Source organism: Aminobacter sp. P4_D5, from assembly GCF_056401815.1.
This window is the reverse complement of the sequence record NZ_JBFUIP010000066.1, coordinates 12,105-30,342: the sequence shown is the minus strand read 5'-3', so window position 1 is coordinate 30,342 and position 18,238 is coordinate 12,105. Positions and strand designations below refer to the sequence as shown.

Sequence of the window (18,238 nt, the reverse complement as noted above, 5' to 3'; positions counted from 1 at the left end):
AGGAGCAGGCAAGCGGGGTGCGCCACATCCTTGAGGCCGATCTCTGGGAAATCTCGATCGTCACCTTTCCGATGCTGCCTGAAGCGCGCATCGACACGGTCAAGGGGCGCGGCCGACTGCCGACAACCAGACAATTCGAAGGTTGGCTCACGCGGGACGCTGGGCTGACCAGGAGCGACGCCCGGGCGGTCATCGCCGAGGGTTTCGCCAGCCTCGTGCGCAAGCGGGACGCCGCATGGGGATCAGAGAGCGGCCTTGCCGAACGTATCAGGCAGGCCACGCGCATGATCAAGCAAAAAGGAAGCAGCGTATGAATGAGACCCACGCGCCGCGCGCACCCGAAATAAAGGGAGCGGCTGGCGATACACTCGACCTGAAGGATGCCTTCGGCGAGTTCATGACCACCTTCGAAGCCTTCAAGGACAGCAACGACGAACGCCTGGCGCAGCTGGAAGGCAAGCTTGGCGCCGATGTAGTGACCTCCGATAAGGTCGACCGCATCTCACGTGCGCTTGACGAGCAGAAGAGAACGCTCGACGGCCTGTCGCTGAAGCGGCTGCGGCCGGCACTTGGACGCGACGGCCGTTCGATGCCAAGCGAGCACATGGACGCCTTCGACGCCTATATGCGCAGCGGCGACGACCGCCAGCTGCGCTCGCTCGACACCAAGGCCATGTCTTATGGCTCCGGTCAGGACGGCGGCTATCTGGTGCCGAGCGAGACGGAAACCGAAATCGGGCGCCGGCTGTCGACATTGTCGCCGCTGCGTTCGATCGCTTCGGTGCGCCAGGTGTCAGCCGCCGTGCTGAAAAAGCCTTTCACCGTCACTGGCCCGGCCGTCGGGTGGGTGGCGGAGACGGCGACGCGACCGCAGACTGCGACGCCTGTCCTGGCGGAGCTGCAGTTTCCGACGATGGAACTCTACGCCATGCCGGCGGCCACGGCCTCGCTGCTCGAAGACAGCATCGTTGATCTCGACCAGTGGATCGCCTCCGAGGTCGAGACGGCCTTTGCCGAGCAGGAAGGCACGGCCTTCGTCAATGGCAACGGCGTCAACAAGCCCAAGGGCTTCCTCGACTACAACAAGGTGGCCGAGGCGAGCTGGGCCTGGGGCGACATCGGCTATGTAGTGACTGGCGTCTCGGGCGCATTGCCTGCATCGAGCCCATCGGACATCTTGATCGACACCGTCTACACGGTGAAGGCCGGATACCGGCAGAACGCCAACTGGGTGATGAACCGCAAGACCCAGGCGTCGATCCGCAAGCTCAAGGACGCCGACGGCAATTATCTCTGGCAGCCACCTTCGGCACCTGGCCAGCGCGCGATGCTGATGGGCTTCCCGCTAGTCGAAGCCGAAGACATGCCGGATGCAGCACCCAACGCGACTCCGATCGCCTTCGGCGATTTCGGCCGTGGCTACCTCGTCGTTGACCGCACCGGCGTGCGGGTGCTGCGCGATCCCTATTCCGCCAAGCCCTACGTGCTTTTCTACACGACCAAGCGTGTTGGCGGCGGGGTCCAGGACTTCAGCGCGATCAAGCTGCTCAAATACGGCACCGCGTAAGCCGGCGTGAACGGGCCTCGCGCCCGTTCGCCGCTCAGTGCCGTCGCGGCCCCGGGGTTCCTCCCACCGGGGCCGCTCCTTTTCCATCCAGACACAGGTGATGAATGACCCTGATCAGAACCGGCGCGCCGGCGTTGGAGCCCGTGACGCTGGTCGATGCCAAGGCGCATCTGCGCATCACCCATACGAGCGAAGACGGGCTGCTAAGCGGCCTGATCCGCGCCGCGCGCGAGGATGTCGAGCGCACGACGGGCATGGCATTGATCGACCAGACCTGGCGGCTGGTGCTCGACTGCTGGCCGACCGACAATTTCGTGATGCTGGTGCGGCATCCGGTGCGGCAGGTGCTTTCGGCGACGATTTTCGGCAGCGAGGGTGCGGCGTCTATCGTCAATCCGGCTGCTTACCAGCTGGATACCCTTTCGCGACCCGCACGCATCCATTTCGACAGCGCGCCGGGGCGGCTGCGCGCGATGAACGGCGTAGAGATCGACTTTCGCGCCGGCTTTGGCGAGGCGGGCACAGATGTGCCCGACCTGCTGAAGCGGGCGATGCTGCTGCTTGTGGCGCATTGGTACGAGTTTCGCACGAGCTTCGGTCCGGAGGACCAGCCGGTGTCTTATCCCGGTGGTTATGATCGCCTGCTTTCCGGCTATCGCGCACGGAGGCTCTGATGCGCATGAGCTTCATCGATCCTGGCGCGCTGCGCAGCGAACTTGCGCTGGAAGAATGCGTGACGACGCCGGACGCCCTTGGCGGCCATACACAAAGCTGGGTCGAACTGGCGACACTGTTTGCCTTGGTCGAACCGGTGTCGGCGCAAAGTGTGTTTGGCGCCGACCAGACGCTTGAAACGGCGACGCATCGCGTCACCATGCGATGGCGGGCCGGGCTGAAAAGCGGGATGCGCCTGCGCCGGAACCAGCGTGTGCTGGACATCATTACTGTCCACGATCCGGATGAAACGCAGCGCTATCTCGTTTGTCGCACAAGGGAGGAAGGCGCATGAATGTGACGATGAAGTTGACACTCGACGGGCTGAAGCGGGCGCTGCGCTGGAAGGCGCATGAACTGGCGGAAGATGTCGAACAGGGTTACCGTGGCGACGTTGCTGAGGTGTCAGCTGCGCCGCCGCCGAGGCAGGTAAATCCGCGCAGGATGAGGGAGCGAGACGATGACCGCCCCGGCCGCTGAGTTGCAGAAGGCGGTGTTTGCGGCACTTCGCGGCAATGCGCCGCTGGTGACGCTTCTGGGCGGCCCGAAGATCCACGACCAGGCGCCGGCCAATGTAGTCTTTCCCTACCTGACGTTCGGCCGAACGAGTGTCTATGACTGGAGCACGGACACCGAGAGCGGCACCGAACAGCTGTTTTCGGTCCATGTCTGGTCAAAATCCCAAGGCAAGCGCGAGGCGCTCGAGATCATGGAGATCGTGCGTACGCTGCTCGACGATGCGACCCTAAACTTGGGGACGCAGCATCTGGTCAGCATGCGGCTCGAATTCTCCGAGGCATGTTTCGACGACAGGCTTTCGCTGCACCACGGGCTGCTGCGCTTTCGCGCGGTGACCGAGCCAAAAGCTGCCTGACAGGCGCATCGCCCGCAACATCATTCTCAAGACATTTCAGGAGGCCAATTCATGGTCGCACAGAAGGGCAAGGACCTTCTGCTCAAGATCGACAGCAACGGTCTGGGCAGCTTTGTCACGGTTGCGGGCCTGCGCTCCAAGCGCATCGCCTTCAACAGCGAGACTGTCGACATCACCGATGCGGAGTCTGCGGGACGCTGGCGCGAGCTTCTGGCCGGAAGCGGGGTGCAACGGGCGTCGGTGAGCGGCTCCGGCATCTTCAAGGACCAGCAATCCGATGCCAGGATCCGCAGCTGCTTCTTTGGCGGCGAAATTCTGAGGTGGCAGCTCGCCGTGCCCGACTTCGGGGTCGTCGATGGACCATTCCAGATCACCGCGCTGGAATATACCGGCAACCACGATGGCGAGGTGACCTTCGAGGTGGCGCTCGAATCCGCTGGCGTCGTCGGCTTCACGGTGACGCCATGACGGCGAACAGGCGGCGCGGCGAGATTGCCGCCGAACTGGATGGCAAGAGCCACCGGCTGTGCCTGACTTTGGGGGCACTGGCCGAGCTTGAAGCGAGCTATGTCGCAGCCGACCTTGCGGCACTGGTGGAGCGGTTTTCGAGTGGGCGCCTGTCGGCGACCGACATGATCCGTGTCATTGGCGCTGGTTTGCGCGGCGCTGGATATGAGCTCTCCGACGACGATGTCGGTTGCATGCGCACGGAGGGCGGCGTGACAGGTTTTGCCACGATTGTCGCCGACCTGTTGACCACGACCTTCGGTGCAACGCCGAAGGCAGAGGACGGCCAAAACCCTTAGTCGCCGCAGCAGGTGCTGGCGCGGAATTCCCCTGGGACAGCGTGATGGCCATGGGATTCGGCCTGTTGCGGCTATCGCCGAGGGACTTTTGGGCAATGACGCCGCGCGAGCTGGAGCGCGCGATGAGCGTGCTCGGCGTGGCCCGAACCGGAGCGCCCGGCAAGGAGAACCTCGTTGAGCTGATGAAAATGTTTCCCGACCGGACGGAGAACCAATTTGGCTAATGGTGTGATCGTCAAGATCGAAGCAGACGACAGCTCGTTTGTCTCGACGCTGAAGTCGCTGGAAAAGCGGGCCGATAGTTTCGGCGCCCATCTTACAAGCGCGCTGAAATTGGCGACCGTAGGCGGACGCGAACTCGAGGACGTGCTGAGAGGCCTGGGCATGAACATCGCCGGCATGGCGCTAGGGCAAGGGCTCAAGCCGCTTCAGTCGCTGGGCGGATCACTCTTCCAGGGCTTGATGCAGGGCCTGCAGAAAGCGCTTCCTTTCGCCAAGGGTGGGGTGACGGGCGGCGTGGTGCCGTTCGCGTCCGGCGGCGTCGTGTCATCGCCAACCTATTTTCCGAACGGCAAGAACCTCGGCCTGATGGGCGAGGCCGGTGCCGAGGCGATCCTGCCCTTGCGCCGTGGCGCTGACGGTGCCTTGGGCGTTGCGGCTCCCGGCGGCGGTGGCGCCGTCAATGTGGTGTTCAACGTGACCGCACAGGACGCAGCGTCATTCCGCAAATCCGAAGCGCAGATCACTGGCATGCTGGCGCGCGCCGTGTCGCGCGGCACGCGAACATTTTGAGGAGGACTTGTGTCGGGGCTGGCCAATTTCCATGACGAGGTCTTTCCGCTCGCCGTGTCCTTCGGCGCGACGGGCGGGCCGGAGCGGCGCAACGAAATCGTTTCGCTGACCTCGGGACGGGAGAAACGCAACCTGCGCTTTTCCCAGTCCCGCCATTACTATGAGGCCGGAACCGGCGTGAAGTCGCTCGACGATCTTCACGATGTCCTGGCGTTCTTCGAAGCACGGCGCGGCTCGCTGCACGCATTCAGGTTCCGCGATCCGTTCGACATGAAGTCATGCCGGCCGAGCCAAGCTCCCGACATGCTGGATCAGACATTGGGGACGGGCGATGGCATTAAAGCGCGGTTCGCCCTGGTGAAATCTTATGGTTCCGGCACGGACGCTTACCAGCGCCTGATTTCCAAACCGGTTGCGGGGAGTCTCAGGATCGCCATTGCCGGCGCAGCGCAGCCTGCGTCGGCGTTCTCATTCGATGGCGCTACCGGCGAGGTGGTTTTCGCAGCTGGTTCGATCCCGGCAATGGGCTTGGGGGTGACGGCGGGTTTTGAATTCCATGTGCCGGTGCGCTTCGATGTCGAACGCCTGTCCCTGAGCCTCACGGCCTTCAAGGCCGGGCAGATCCCGTCGATTCCCCTCGTGGAGGTGCTGCTGTGACGATGTCTTCGGCACTGACGAACCATCTCGGACGTCCCGTAACCAGCGTGTGCCATTGCTGGCGGCTGACGCGCGCCGATGGCGTGGTGAGCGGTTTTAGCGACCACGATCGCCCGCTGGCGCTTGATGGCACGACATTTGAGCCGGAAACGGGCCTCGCCGCCAGCGAGGCGCGCAGTTCGCTCGGCCTCGCGGTCGATACCGTCGACGTCGAAGGCGCATTGTCGTCCGAACGCATCCGCGATGTGGATATCGCTGCCGGGCTCTATGACAATGCCAAGGTCGAAACCTTTCTGGTCAACTGGATGTCACCTGGGCAGTTTGCCCTGTTGCGGACCGCGACCATTGGCAAGATCACGCGCAGCGACCAGCGTTTTGTGGCCGAGCTGGAAAGTGCCACGCATGCGCTCGACCAGCCGAGGGGGCGCGTCGTCAATCGCGCTTGCGACGCCGAGCTTGGCGATGCCAGGTGCGGCGTGATGCTGAACCAGCCGCAGTTCTCGGGCAGCGGAACCGTCACGGCCCATGCCGAGCCCGACCTGCTGACCGTGTCGGGGCTCGGCGGCTTCACGTCGGGATGGTTTACGCATGGCACGCTGACCTGGACCGCCGGAGCAAGGAGCGGTCGCAGCGAACGCATCGTCGCCCATCGCCGGGAGGCATCCGGCGTGACACTCATCATTGGCCCGCGCGCGGGGGCAACGGTCATGGCAGGTGATACGTTTTCCGTCCGCGCCGGATGCGACAAGACATTTGCAACCTGCAAGGCGAAGTTCGCCAACGCCCTTAATTTTCGTGGCTTTCCGCACCTTCCGGGCAACGACGCCGGTTATTCCTATGTCACGGAAGGCGGCGTCTTTGACGGCCGGCCGATCGTGCCATGAGTGAAGGAGATATTGCGGCGTCCGTAGTGGCGGAGGCGTGGGAGTGGGTCGGGACGCCTTACCGTCACCAGGGCAGCCGCAAGGGCGTGGCCTGCGATTGCCTTGGATTGATGCTTGGGGTCTGGCGCGAGATCTACGGCCATGAGCTGGAGCATCCGGGGCCTTACGCGCCTGACTGGGCCGAAGCCACGGAGCAGGAACGGCTGCTCGATGGACTGCGAAAACACTTGCTGGAGAAACCCGTTGTAGCAATGGCCGCCGGCGACCTCATCGTGTTTCGCTGGCGCCCGCATCTGCCGGCGAAACACGCCGCGATCCTGATCGAGCCGGACTGTTTCGTGCATGCCTATCAGGATCACGGCGTGACGCTGACCCGGCTCGTGCCGCAATGGCGGCGGCGCATCGCCACTGCCTTTGCCTTTCCCAATCCGAAGCATAACTGATTCCGGAGGCCGTTGATGGCGACCATTCTGCTGCAGGCTGCCGGGGCATTTCTCGGCGGCATGCTTGGCCCTATCGGCAGCACGATCGGGACCGCCGCCGGTGCGCTGGCCGGCTACGCCATCGACCGGGCGCTGATCAACGGCACAAGAAGGATCGAGGGACCACGGCTTACGGGCGCGCGGCCTTTCACTGCCGAAGAGGGTGCGTCGCTGCCAAGGATCTACGGCACGGCACGCGTTGGCGGGACGTTGATCTGGGCGACGCGCTTCAAGGAAACGCGCTCGACCCGGCGGCAGGGCAAGCTTGGCCCGAAAGTGACCGAATATGCCTATTATGGAAATGCCGCCTTTGCGCTGAGCGAAGGTGAGATCGCCGGCATAAGGCGCGTCTGGGCGGACGGGCGCGAGATCGATCGCGAGACGATCGAACTGCGCATCCATCGCGGCACCGAGGGCCAGGCCGTCGATCCGTTGATTGCGGCCAAACAGGGTGTCGGCAATGCGCCGGCCTATCGCGGCGTTGCCTATGCGGTGGTCGAAAACCTCGATATTGGCGAGTACGGCAACCGCATCCCACAGATGCAGTTCGAGGTGATCCGGCCAATCGGCGACCTGCGAAAGCGTGTCCGCGCTGTCACCCTGATCCCCGGCGCGACCGAGTACGGGCTATCAACGAGCCTGGTCACGCGGCAGAAGCGCCCCGGCGACACCGAGGCGCTCAATCGTCACGTGCTCTACGCCGGTACCGACATCGCAGCATCGCTCGACGAGTTGCAGATGATCTGCCCGAATCTCGAGAACGTCGCGCTTGTGGTGACCTGGTTCGGCAACGATCTGAGGGCCGGCCAATGCCGGCTGAGGCCGGCGGTGACCAACGCCTCGACCTCGGGCCTGTCGGCCGCCTGGCGCGTGTCAGGCATAACCCGGCCGAATGCCATGCTGGTTTCGACACATGATGGTGGCCCCGCCTATGGCGGCACGCCGTCCGACAAGAGCGTCAAGGAGGCGATTGCCGAGATCAAGGCGCGTGGCCTGAAGGTGACGCTCTATCCATTCATCATGATGGATATTCCGGCGGCAAACAGCCTGCCCGATCCCTATGGCAATGCCAGCCAGGCGAGCTATCCTTGGCGCGGGCGCATAACCTGCATGCCAGCGCCGGCGCTTGCCGGTACGACCGACCGCACGGTCGCGGCGCGAAACCAGGTCGACGCCTTCTGCGGTTCGGCACTGCGGAACCAGTTCGCCGCCGTCGGAGACAGCATCAGTTTTGCGGGCAGCGCAGACGACTGGGGCTATCGGCGCTTCGTCTTGCACTATGCGCATTTGGCGGCGGCCGCCGGTGGTGTCGATGCCTTCCTGGTCGGTACCGAACTGCGCGGCCTGACCACCTTGCGTGATGCTGGCAATGCGTTCCCGTTCGTCGAGACGCTTTGCACTTTGGTGGCTGATGTTCGCGCGGTGCTTGGTCCTGTCTGCCGTATCACCTATGGCGCCGATTGGAGCGAGTATTTCGGCTACCAGCCGGGCGATGGCAGCGGAGATGCCTATTTCCATCTTGATGCGCTTTGGGCGCACCCGGCGATCGATGCCATCGGCATCGACAATTACATGCCCCTGTCGGACTGGCGCGATGCGGACTATGCGGGCGGCAACCCGGACGGATTTGCTTCGCCCTATGATCCCAGAGGCCTCGGCGCCGCAGTCGCCGGTGGCGAAGGCTTTGACTGGTATTATGCCAGCGTCGCGGCACGGCTGGCACGGTCGAGAAGTCCGATCACCGACGGCGCCTATGGCAAGCCCTGGGTGTTTCGCTACAAGGATCTTGTCGGCTGGTGGGCCAATCAGCACTACAACCGGGCCGCCGGCGTGGAGGCGGCGTCGCCCACTCCATGGGTGCCGCGCAGCAAGCCGATCTGGTTCACAGAGCTCGGATGCCCTGCAGTCGACAAGGGGCCCAACCAACCCAACATGTTTCCTGATATCAAATCATCCGAAAGTGCTGCTCCACATTTTTCCAATGGCGGCCGGTCGGATATCGCGCAGCGGCGCTTGCTGGAAGCCCATGCCTCACACTGGGATTCGGCTGCTGCTGGCTTCAATGCCGCAAACAATCCGCTGTCGCCGATCTATGGCGGTCGCATGGTCGACGTGGCGCGCAGCTATGTCTGGGCGTGGGACGCGCGGCCCTATCCGGCTTTTCCATTGCAATCGAAGGTCTGGTCGGATGGCGATGCCTGGTACCGCGGTCACTGGCTGAATGGTCGGTTCGCCGGCCCCGATGTGTCCGATCTCATCAACGAGATACTAGCGGATCACGATCTGCCTGCGGCTGACGTGGCCGGTGTCGAAGGCACAGTGAGCGGTTACGTCATCTCCGACCCGACCTCGGCGAGGGCCGCACTCGAACCGTTGGTCGATCTGTTCGGCCTGTCGGTCCGTCAAGAGATGACTGGGCTGGTGTTCAGGCAAGCGGCGGCATCGAAGGATGCGGCAATCGAACTGACTGAACTGGCATTCGACGGCGCAAGTGCTGTGGTCGAGACCGTTCGCACGCCCGACCATGATTTGCCGGCGGAGGCTCTGATCAGCTATGGCGATCCCGTCGCGGATTACCAGTCGGCGTCGGCCAGGAGTACGAGGTTTGCCCCGACCACAAGCCGGCAGCACGTGATTTCGTTCCCTGGAATGCTGGAGGCGGGGCAGGCGAGCGCACTGGCCGAAGACTGGATGCGCAGGACCTGGCAAGAGCGGGAACGGCTGAGCTTCGCTCTTGCCGAGCCACGCGCGGACATCGGGCCCGGTAGCATCGTCAAGGTGCCGGCCTCGGGCAGCCGCTCCGAATTCCTGGTGACGGAGATCGAGCAGGGACTGGTGCGCAAAGTGACCGCGCGCCAGCTTGCGCGTGTGGTTCCGGCACCTTGGAGTTCTTCCAATCCCGATGTGGAACCGCTGCCGCCGATCGCGGTTGGGCAGCCGCATGCAGTCTTCCTCGATCTGCCGATGATGGCGGGCGGATCGGCGCTGCCGCAGGATCAATTCAAGGTAGCGGTGACGCAGCAACCCTGGAGAAGTCAGGCGCTGTTCGTTTCGCCCGAGGACACCGGCTTTGTCTTGCGGGGATCGGTCGGCCGCCGGGCGGATATGGGCAGGCTGACGGCAGTGCTTTCGCCGGGCCGGGAAGGCAGGGTTGACCGCGCTGGCGTGCTGACAGTTGAGCTTTATGGCGGCGAGCTGACGAGCGTCAGTCGTTTGCAGCTTCTCAACGGCGCCAACTTTGCGGCGGTACGATCTGCCGGCGGCGCCTGGGAGGTGCTCCAGTTCGAGATGGCCGAAGAGACCGCGCCCGGGCTCTGGCGACTGCGCAACCTGTTGCGCGGGCACTTCGGCACCGGTGACGCGGCTGCTGCCGGTGCTGTCATTGGCGCGTCGTTCGTTGTCCTCGACGCTGCCGTCGTGCCCGCCGGTCTGATGGCTGGCGAGGTCGGGCTGCTGCTCAATTGGCGGGTCGGTCCGCTGGGTGGCGATTTCTCCAGTGCCAGCTTTTCGGCGCATCGGGAGACCGGTGGCAAGCGGGCGCTATTGCCACTTTCTCCTGTGCATTTCCGGGGGAAGCTGACTGCGGGCAATGATCTGTCGCTTTCATGGATCCGGCGCGGGCGCATCGACGCCGACAGTTGGGAATCGAGCGATATTCCCCTCGGCGAGGAACGTGAAGAATATCGCATCGACATAGCCTCCGCAGGCGGCCCCATCGTGCGGTCAATGACGGTTTCGACACCTGGCTGGATTTATCCGGCAGCTGAAATTGCGGCAGATTTCGGCGCGCCGCCGGCCGCAGTCGACATCACCATTCGCCAGCTAAGCGTTGCCTCCGGCTGGGGCATATCGGCCTCGCGCCGAATTGCGTTGGCCTGAGGCGGCGAGGACTTTCATTGGAAAGGATCAGAACATGTTGAACCTGAAACCTTGGTATCTTTCGCGCACCATCTGGGCCTCTGTCGTGACCATGTTGCTGGGCTTGGCGGGCCTCGCTGGCATGCCCGTGGACAGCGTCGACAATTCCGCGTTGACCGATACGGTTTTGCAGGCGATCACTGCGCTTTCAGGGCTGATTGCGATCTTCGGCCGGGTCTCGGCCAAACAGCGCATCGGCGGAAGCTAGCAGGCTTGCAATGGCGCCAGTTGCATGAATTCATCGTTCATTCCACGTTCAGCACTCCTGTATTAGAAATCGCAGCATGAAAACGCTTCGCTCCATATTCGGGTCAGCCACGACCACGCTCTGCGCGGTAGGCCTGTTTGCGGCTTCCGCGCAGGCCGCGCCATTGCCGAGAGCGGAGACGGGTGAATTTGTCGTGGCAGCCGCGGATTGTTACTCGATCGGCCAGCAGGTAGCCGACCAGCAGGGCGGCACGTTGGCCCGCGCAACCGAGTCCAATCAGGGCGGACAGTCTGTCTGCGTGATCGTAGTGCTGGTTCCTGCCAAGGATGGCCAGCGGCCGCGCCGCGTCGAGGTCGTTGTGCCGGCAGGCTAGCCTGCATTTCCCGTCAGGGCGGAATCGCCTATATCTCTGACATCTTTCCACTGGTCGCAAAAACGCATGCGCATACTCGTCGTCGAAGATGACAAGGACCTGAACCGCCAGATCTCCGAGGCGCTAACCGACGCCGGCTATGTCGTCGACAAGGCCTTTGACGGCGAAGAAGGGCATTTCCTCGGCGATACCGAGCCATATGACGCGATCGTGCTCGATATAGGTCTGCCGCAGATGGACGGCATCAGCGTTGTCGAACGCTGGCGCCGCGAAGGCCGCAAGATGCCGGTTCTGATGCTGACCGCGCGCGACCGCTGGAGCGACAAGGTTGCCGGCATCGACGCCGGCGCCGATGATTATGTGACCAAGCCGTTCCATATCGAAGAAGTTCTGGCTCGGGTGAGGGCGTTGATCCGTCGCGCCGCCGGCCACGCCTCCTCGGAGCTTTCTTGCGGCCCCGTAAGGCTCGACACCAAGGCGTCGAAGGCCGACGTCAATGGCGTGCCGCTGAAGCTGACGTCGCACGAGTTCCGGCTGCTCGCCTATCTCATGCATCATATGGGCGACGTGGTCTCCCGCACCGAGCTGGTCGAGCATCTCTACGACCAGGATTTCGACAGGGATTCCAACACCATCGAAGTGTTTGTCGGCCGCCTTCGCAAGAAGATGGGCATCGACATGATCGAAACCGTCCGCGGTATGGGCTACCGCATGCGCGAGCCGGAGGCGTAAGGCGGAAAAGCTTCGCAAACGACTGGGTCGCTGGAAGCGCTACGTGCTGGGTCTAGGCCCACGCTCGCTGGCATTCCGCGTTATCGCTTTTTCGACGGTCTGGGCGATCCTGGCATTCGCCTTGATCTTCACCGTCATCAGCTCGCTCTATCGCCAGACCAGCGAACGCGGCTTCGACAGCCTGCTGTCGGCGCATCTCTTCAACCTCATTGGCTCTGTCGGCGTGTCCGATAGCGGCACGCTGACCGGAGGCCCTGATCTCGGCGACCTTCGCTTCTCCGAGCCGGAATCGGGCTGGTACTGGTCTGTCGAGCCGGTTTCCAAGGGGCTTGTCGGCCAGCTGCGTTCCTCGTCGATGACCGAGCCGATCGCTTCGCCGAGTGCCGATGAAGTTCCATTCAACGCCGAGTTTCAGCGCCATTACCGCGTCGCGGGCATTGGCGGCGAGGAGCTTGAGGTTTTCGAGAGCGAGTTTGTGCTGGATTCGCAAAACCGCATCGGGCGCTTCCGTGTCATGGGCAATCGCACCGAGCTCGAAGATGAGATCACCGGCTTTGAATGGCGCTTGTTCACCTATTTGTCGCTGTTCGGCTTTGGCATGATCGCAATCAACGCGATTGCGATCCTGCTTGGCCTGCAGCCGCTGACGCGGGTGCGCAACGCGCTCGCCATGGTCCGAGAGGGCACCGCCCAGCGCCTCACCGGACGTTTTCCTGCCGAGATCCAGCCGCTCGCAAATGAGACCAATGCGCTGATCGAAAACAACCGCCGTATCGTCGAGCGGTCGCGAACCCAGGTCGGCAATCTTGCGCATTCGCTGAAAACACCGCTTGCGGTGATGCTCAACGAGGGGCGTGCTCTGGGCGGCCCCAAAGGGCAGCTCATTGCTGACCATGCCGCCGCGATGCAAATGCAGATTGATCATTATCTTCAGCGGGCCCGGGTTGCCGCGCAGCGGGAAAGCGTTGTCTATCGCACGCCGGTCGCGCCGCTGCTGCAGCGCATGGTGCGGGTGATGGAAAAGCTCTCGCGTGGCGCAACTTTCTCCCTGAACCTGCCGGCGACCGAGGTTGTGTTCGCAGGCGAGCGCGAAGATCTCGAGGAAGTTGTCGGCAACCTGCTCGAAAATGCAATGAAATGGGCGCACAGTGCCGTCAAGGTTTCGGTCGAGACAGCGGCGCCCGTGGCCGAGGAGCCGCCACGGTTTTCGATCCTGATCGAAGATGACGGGCCAGGAATTCCGGAGGAAAAGGCACGCGAGGCGCTCCAGCGTGGCAAGCGTCTCGACGAGACCAAGCCAGGTACGGGCCTTGGCCTCGCCATCGTCGCTGATCTGGTCAAGGAGTATGGCGGCACGCTTCGATTGGAGCGATCGGCGATGGGGGGACTGAAGGCCATCGTAGAGTTGCGCGGAGTGCAGTAGAAATGGCTGGCCGAATCGGCCCCATTTCGGCCAAAGATGCAATCTAACGCGGCGCCAAGCCCTTGTAAGCGGACGCAAATTCGGGACCGGTGATGAGCATGAGACTAAGGGTGGCACTGGTTGCGGGAATGCTGGCTGGCTCCGGCTGCACAACCTCCGGTTTGGGTAGCGGCAGCGGGATTGTTCCGTCGCTCGGCGGTGGAGACAGCTCGGCCTCTAGCGGCAAGGTCGCGACGCGTATCATCACGGCCATGGATGGTGGGCTGATTGGCGGCTCGATCGGCGGCGGCTTGAGTGACGGCGACCGGCGCAAGGCGCTCGAAGCCGAGTATCGTGCGCTGGAATATGGTCAGGGCGGGCAGACGGTTGCCTGGAAGGGCGAGGGTCGCTCGGGCGAAGTTGTCGCAGCACAGCCGTATCGCGTCGGCTCGCAGGACTGCCGGCAATACTCGCAGACCGTGTTCACCACCGGAACGCCACTGACCGCGCGCGGAACGGCCTGTCGCAACGCTGACGGCAGCTGGACGCCGCTGACCTAAGTTCTCACGCGTTGTTGCTTTGGCAAAACATCCTGAACCGTCAATAAGCCGCAGGACGAAGATGTTGGCAGCTTGGTGGCTGCTGGCTATTTAGGTGAGCATGTTGTTCTGGGTCATAGCTGCTGTACTGACACTTGGTGCGAGCCTTGCGGTTCTGTTGCCGTTGACGCGGCAGGCCGAAGGCGAAGCCGACGCCAGCCACGACCTTGAAGTTTATCGCGACCAGCTTGGCGAAGTCGACAGGGACGCCGCGCGCGGGCTCATTGCTCCATCCGACGCCGAACAAGCGCGGGCCGAGATCGCACGCCGCATCATCAAGCTTGATGCCGATGGGGCGCCGAAGTCGAAGAACGAACCTCAGCTCTCCTCGCGGCTGGTCGGCGTCATCGCCGTGCTCGCCGTTCCGTTGCTGAGCTGGAGCATTTACACCGCGATCGGCTCGCCGGACGTGCCGTCGCAGCCTTTGAGCGCGCGCCTTTCGCAGAAGCCGGCGGACAGTTCCGTTGACGAATTGATCGCCCGCGCCGAGGCGCATCTTGTCGCGAACCCGTCGGACGGACGCGGCTGGGATGTGCTGGCACCCGTCTATCTCAGGATGGGCCGGGCCGATGACGCGGTCACAGCCTATCGCAACGCCATCCGTATCGAAGGCTCGACAGCTGCCCGCGAAGCTGGCCTTGGCGAGGCGATTGCCGGTTCCTCGGGCGGAATCGTTACTGCGGACGCGCGAATGGCCTTCGAAGCCGCGCTCAAATTCGAGCCAGCCAATCCCAAGGCGCGCTATTTCCTTGGCTTGGCGCTTGCCCAGGAAGGCAAGGTTGCCGAGGCGGCCACCGCCTGGCGTCAGATGGCCGTGGGCCTGCCGGCCGACTCGCCATGGCGACCAGTAACTGAACAGGCGATCGCCCAGGCCGAAGGTCGCACCGCACCGGCCGATGAGGCAGTTGCCGGTCCCGGACCCAAGCAGGACGACATCGACGCTGCTGCGTCCATGTCGTCCGGCGACCGCACGACGATGATCGAGGGCATGGTCGCAACGCTGGACGAAAAGCTGCGCCAGAACCCTCGCGATCCGGAAGGATGGCTGCGACTGGTGCGTTCATATCAGGTGCTCGGCAAGACCGATCTGGCCCAGGACGCGCTTGGTCGCGCCTATACCGCACTTGGCCGTGACAGCGAAGACGGCCGCAAGCTTTCCGAACTGGCTGGCTCGCTTGGCCTGAAAGTCACGGAGTAGGCATGACCCGTAAACAAAAACGGCTATCGGTGATTGCGGGCGCGCTGGCCTTCTTGGGCGCGGCAACGGCCCTGACCTTTTACGCGCTCGGCCAGAAAGCCTCCTATTTCTACATGCCGGCGGATTTGCAGGCAGCGACCTTGCAGCCGGGCCAGCGGATTCGGCTCGGTGGTCTCGTCGAAAATGGCTCCATCGTGCGCGGGCAGGGAACCCAGGTTGAATTCGGCGTGACCGACTCCGAAAAAACGGTGAAAGTGCGCTACACTGGCATCCTGCCCGATCTGTTTCGGGAAGGGCAGGGCGTGATCACCGAGGGCAGCTTCGGCTCAGACGGTGAGTTTGTCGCCGATAGCGTGCTGGCAAAACATGACGAGAACTATATGCCCAGGGAAGTCGCCGATAGCCTGAAGGCAAAGGGCGTCTGGCAGGAAACCACGCAATGAACGTCGGACGGCGCTGACATGGTCGAGATGGGTCACTTCGCGCTTATCCTGGCGCTCGCTCTGTCGCTGGTGCAGTCGCTGGTGCCGCTTTACGGAGCCTACAAGGGCGACGCCAGGCTGATGGCGGTTGGCGGGCCGGTGACAGTCACCGGATTTGCCATGATCGCCCTGTCTTTTGCCGTGCTGACCATGGCCTATGTCCAGTCGGACTTCTCGCTCGTCAATGTCTGGGAGAACTCGCATTCCCTTCAGCCGATGATCTACAAGTTCACCGGCACCTGGGGCAACCACGAAGGCTCGATGTTGCTGTGGGTCCTGATCCTCAGCTTCTTCGGTGCATTGGTCGCGGCCTTCGGCGCCAATCTTCCGGCGACGCTTCGAGCAAACGTGCTTGCCGTCCAGGGCTGGATCGGCACGGCCTTCCTGCTCTTCATCCTGATCACGTCGAATCCGTTTGCCCGCCTGGTACCGGCGCCGATCGAAGGCAAGGATCTCAATCCGATCCTTCAGGACATTGGCCTCGCAGTCCATCCGCCGTTGCTTTATCTCGGTTATGTCGGCTTTTCGGTCTGTTTTTCGTTTGCTGTTGCAGCCCTGATCGAGGGCCGCATCGATGCCGCTTGGGCGCGCTGGGTACGCCCATGGACGCTTGCTGCCTGGGTGTTTTTGACCGGCGGTATCGCCATGGGTTCCTACTGGGCCTATTACGAGCTCGGCTGGGGCGGCTTCTGGTTCTGGGATCCGGTCGAAAACGCCTCCTTCATGCCTTGGCTTGCCGGCACCGCACTTCTGCACTCGGCTATCGTCATGGAAAAGCGCTCGGCGCTGAAGATCTGGACGCTGCTGCTTGCCATCCTGACGTTCTCGCTGTCGTTGCTGGGCACCTTCCTTGTCCGCTCGGGTGTGTTGACCTCGGTGCATGCCTTTGCCAGTGACCCGAGCCGCGGTGTCTTTATCCTGTGCATTCTCACGCTGTTCATCGGCGGTTCGCTGGCGCTGTTTGCACTGCGCGCGTCGACGCTGACGGTGGGAGGCATCTTCCATCCGATCTCGCGCGAAGGCGCGCTGGTGCTCAATAACCTGTTCCTGACCACCGCGACTGCGACAGTGCTGATCGGAACGCTTTATCCGCTGGTGGTCGAGGCCCTGTTCGGCGACAAGATTTCGGTCGGCGAGCCGTTCTTCAACCTGACCTTCGGCCCGCTGATGATACCGCTTCTGGCGGTCGTGCCGTTCGGACCGCTGCTTGCCTGGAAGCGTGGCGATGTCGCTGCCGTCGCCCAGCGACTCATGTTCGCCTTTGGCGCCGCACTTGCGGTTGTCCTGGTCACCTTCCTGTTCATCGATGGCGCATCGGTGTTCGCTGCCCTTGGTGCCGGCCTTGCGACCTGGCTCGTGCTTGGCGCATTGACCGACGTCGCGCTGAAGTCTGGCATCGGCAACGTCGCGCCGAACGTGGCGCTGCACCGCTTCCTTGGCCTTCCGCGCTCGGTTTTCGGTACGGCGCTGGCACATCTTGGCCTTGGGCTGACATTGCTTGGCATCGTTGGGGTGTTGTCGTTCCAGAAAGAGGCGATCCTGGTCATGAAGCCGGGGCAGGTGCTGGAGATTTCCGGCCACCATCTGCGGTTCAACGGACTGACGCCTATGCGTGGGCCGAACTTCACCGAGGACCAAGGCCGTTTCTCGCTGCTTGGCGCCAACGGCCAGCCTTTCGCTGAGATCGTGTCGTCCAAGCGCTTCTATCCGGTACGCCAGATGCCGACCACCGAAGCTGGCATCAAGACCATTTGGCTGAGCCAGCTCTACGTCTCGCTTGGCGACGAAACCGGCAATGGCTCGGTGGTCGTGCGGGTCTGGTGGAAGCCGTTGGTCACCTTGATCTGGGGCGGCTCGTTGGTAATGATGCTTGGCGGTTTCATATCGCTGATGGATCGTCGTCTCCGCGTCGGTGCGCCGGCGCGACGCAAGTCCGGCCAAGCCAAACCTGTGCCGGTCGCCTCATGAAGATGAAACTGCCGGCAATCGCAGGGTTCCTCGCCACGTTCCTCTTCGCGGGCACGGCGCTTGCCGTGAAGCCTAGCGAGATGCTCGCCGATCCGAAGCTTGAGGCCCGGGCGCGGCTGCTGTCTGAAGAGCTGCGTTGCATGGTCTGCCAGAACCAGTCCATTGACGAATCAGACGCCGAACTGGCCGCCGACCTGCGCGTGCTGCTGCGCGAGCGGCTTGTCACTGGCGACAGCGACGAGCAGGTGATGGACTACATCGTCTCCCGCTACGGCGAGTTCGTGCTGTTGAAGCCGCGCTTCAACCTGCGCAACGCCTTGCTCTGGGGAACGCCAGTCCTGCTGCTGCTCGGTGGTGGCACATTTGTGTTCCTGTCGGCCCGTTCGCGGCGCAGGCAGGAGCCGGATGCCTTGACGAAGGACGAGCAAGAAGCGCTCGAATCTATTCTGCGCAAGGACGCCTGAGCAAGCTCAACATTACCAAAGTTTCATCCCTCGGAAATGGTGCCGTAATGTGAGTCTCTCTATCTCTTGATCCATCGGATGCGGAACCAATGCATCCCGTTCATGAGGATCAGAGACA

The 18,238-nt window shown here is 63.0% G+C and carries 23 protein-coding genes; all 23 read left to right on the top strand.

The window, feature by feature from the left end; all coding sequences use genetic code 11:
• On the top strand, positions 1-314 hold a 314-nt coding region (locus AC1DWF_RS16110), incomplete at its 5' end, for an HK97 family phage prohead protease (RefSeq protein ID WP_476841822.1).
• Positions 311-1,567, top strand: a complete 1,257-nt coding sequence (locus AC1DWF_RS16105) for a phage major capsid protein (protein WP_476782523.1) — start codon at positions 311-313, stop codon at positions 1,565-1,567. The genes AC1DWF_RS16110 and AC1DWF_RS16105, both read left to right, overlap by 4 nt.
• Before the next feature lie 104 nt (positions 1,568-1,671).
• Positions 1,672-2,241 (top strand): head-tail connector protein, encoded by a 570-nt coding sequence (locus AC1DWF_RS16100; RefSeq protein WP_476782522.1) that lies wholly within the window; start codon positions 1,672-1,674, stop codon positions 2,239-2,241.
• A 5-nt stretch (positions 2,242-2,246) separates the two neighbouring features.
• A complete protein-coding gene (locus AC1DWF_RS16095) occupies positions 2,247-2,576 on the top strand; it encodes a phage head closure protein (RefSeq protein ID WP_476782521.1) in 330 nt (109 codons plus the stop codon).
• A gap of 8 nt (positions 2,577-2,584) precedes the next feature.
• On the top strand, positions 2,585-2,761 hold the full coding sequence (locus AC1DWF_RS16090; RefSeq protein ID WP_476782520.1) for a hypothetical protein: 177 nt from the start codon (positions 2,585-2,587) through the stop codon (positions 2,759-2,761).
• Positions 2,742-3,155 carry a DUF3168 domain-containing protein gene (locus AC1DWF_RS16085; protein WP_476782519.1) on the top strand — a complete coding sequence of 138 codons (414 nt, stop codon included), beginning with the start codon at positions 2,742-2,744 and terminating at the stop codon, positions 3,153-3,155. The genes AC1DWF_RS16090 and AC1DWF_RS16085 overlap by 20 nt, the downstream gene beginning before the upstream one ends.
• Positions 3,156-3,206: 51 nt before the next feature.
• Positions 3,207-3,623 (top strand): phage major tail protein, TP901-1 family, encoded by a 417-nt coding sequence (locus AC1DWF_RS16080; protein ID WP_476787489.1) that lies wholly within the window; start codon positions 3,207-3,209, stop codon positions 3,621-3,623.
• On the top strand, positions 3,620-3,961 hold the full coding sequence (locus AC1DWF_RS16075; RefSeq protein WP_476785538.1) for a gene transfer agent family protein: 342 nt from the start codon (positions 3,620-3,622) through the stop codon (positions 3,959-3,961). The genes AC1DWF_RS16080 and AC1DWF_RS16075 overlap by 4 nt, the downstream gene beginning before the upstream one ends.
• A gap of 44 nt (positions 3,962-4,005) precedes the next feature.
• Positions 4,006-4,185 carry a phage tail assembly chaperone gene (locus AC1DWF_RS16070; RefSeq protein ID WP_476785537.1) on the top strand — a complete coding sequence of 60 codons (180 nt, stop codon included), beginning with the start codon at positions 4,006-4,008 and terminating at the stop codon, positions 4,183-4,185.
• Positions 4,178-4,753, top strand: a complete 576-nt coding sequence (locus AC1DWF_RS16065; protein ID WP_476785536.1) for a phage tail tape measure protein — start codon at positions 4,178-4,180, stop codon at positions 4,751-4,753. The genes AC1DWF_RS16070 and AC1DWF_RS16065 overlap by 8 nt, the downstream gene beginning before the upstream one ends.
• A gap of 18 nt (positions 4,754-4,771) precedes the next feature.
• A complete protein-coding gene (locus tag AC1DWF_RS16060; protein ID WP_476785541.1) occupies positions 4,772-5,410 on the top strand; it encodes a phage distal tail protein, Rcc01695 family in 639 nt (212 codons plus the stop codon).
• A gap of 2 nt (positions 5,411-5,412) precedes the next feature.
• Positions 5,413-6,294, top strand: coding sequence for a DUF2163 domain-containing protein (locus AC1DWF_RS16055; protein WP_476785540.1), 882 nt, complete (start codon positions 5,413-5,415; stop codon positions 6,292-6,294).
• Positions 6,291-6,737 (top strand): NlpC/P60 family protein, encoded by a 447-nt coding sequence (locus AC1DWF_RS16050; protein ID WP_476785535.1) that lies wholly within the window; start codon positions 6,291-6,293, stop codon positions 6,735-6,737. The genes AC1DWF_RS16055 and AC1DWF_RS16050 overlap by 4 nt, the downstream gene beginning before the upstream one ends.
• A gap of 15 nt (positions 6,738-6,752) precedes the next feature.
• Positions 6,753-10,655, top strand: coding sequence for a baseplate multidomain protein megatron (locus AC1DWF_RS16045; RefSeq protein ID WP_476787488.1), 3,903 nt, complete (start codon positions 6,753-6,755; stop codon positions 10,653-10,655).
• Positions 10,656-10,689: 34 nt separating this feature from the next.
• Positions 10,690-10,902, top strand: coding sequence for a hypothetical protein (locus tag AC1DWF_RS16040; RefSeq protein ID WP_476786609.1), 213 nt, complete (start codon positions 10,690-10,692; stop codon positions 10,900-10,902).
• Between the two features lie 76 nt (positions 10,903-10,978).
• On the top strand, positions 10,979-11,275 hold the full coding sequence (locus tag AC1DWF_RS16035; RefSeq protein WP_476786608.1) for a hypothetical protein: 297 nt from the start codon (positions 10,979-10,981) through the stop codon (positions 11,273-11,275).
• A gap of 66 nt (positions 11,276-11,341) precedes the next feature.
• Positions 11,342-12,007 carry a response regulator transcription factor gene (locus AC1DWF_RS16030; protein ID WP_476787487.1) on the top strand — a complete coding sequence of 222 codons (666 nt, stop codon included), beginning with the start codon at positions 11,342-11,344 and terminating at the stop codon, positions 12,005-12,007.
• A gap of 46 nt (positions 12,008-12,053) precedes the next feature.
• Positions 12,054-13,430, top strand: a complete 1,377-nt coding sequence (locus AC1DWF_RS16025) for an ATP-binding protein (RefSeq protein ID WP_476787535.1) — start codon at positions 12,054-12,056, stop codon at positions 13,428-13,430.
• Positions 13,431-13,528: 98 nt separating this feature from the next.
• Positions 13,529-13,969: a hypothetical protein gene (locus AC1DWF_RS16020; RefSeq protein ID WP_476786800.1), complete on the top strand. Its 441-nt coding sequence runs from the start codon at positions 13,529-13,531 to the stop codon at positions 13,967-13,969.
• 100 nt (positions 13,970-14,069) lie between these two features.
• Complete coding sequence (gene ccmI / locus AC1DWF_RS16015) at positions 14,070-15,206, top strand: c-type cytochrome biogenesis protein CcmI (RefSeq protein WP_476787534.1); 1,137 nt, start codon at positions 14,070-14,072, stop codon at positions 15,204-15,206.
• Positions 15,207-15,208: 2 nt separating this feature from the next.
• Positions 15,209-15,649: a cytochrome c maturation protein CcmE gene (ccmE, locus tag AC1DWF_RS16010; protein WP_476785475.1), complete on the top strand. Its 441-nt coding sequence runs from the start codon at positions 15,209-15,211 to the stop codon at positions 15,647-15,649.
• Positions 15,650-15,667: 18 nt separating this feature from the next.
• Positions 15,668-17,656 (top strand): heme lyase CcmF/NrfE family subunit, encoded by a 1,989-nt coding sequence (locus AC1DWF_RS16005; RefSeq protein WP_476785476.1) that lies wholly within the window; start codon positions 15,668-15,670, stop codon positions 17,654-17,656.
• Entirely contained in the window at positions 17,653-18,120 is a 468-nt protein-coding gene (locus tag AC1DWF_RS16000) for a cytochrome c-type biogenesis protein (protein WP_476785477.1), read from the top strand. Before AC1DWF_RS16005 ends, AC1DWF_RS16000 begins: the two co-directional genes overlap by 4 nt.
• Positions 18,121-18,238 lie beyond the last annotated feature (118 nt).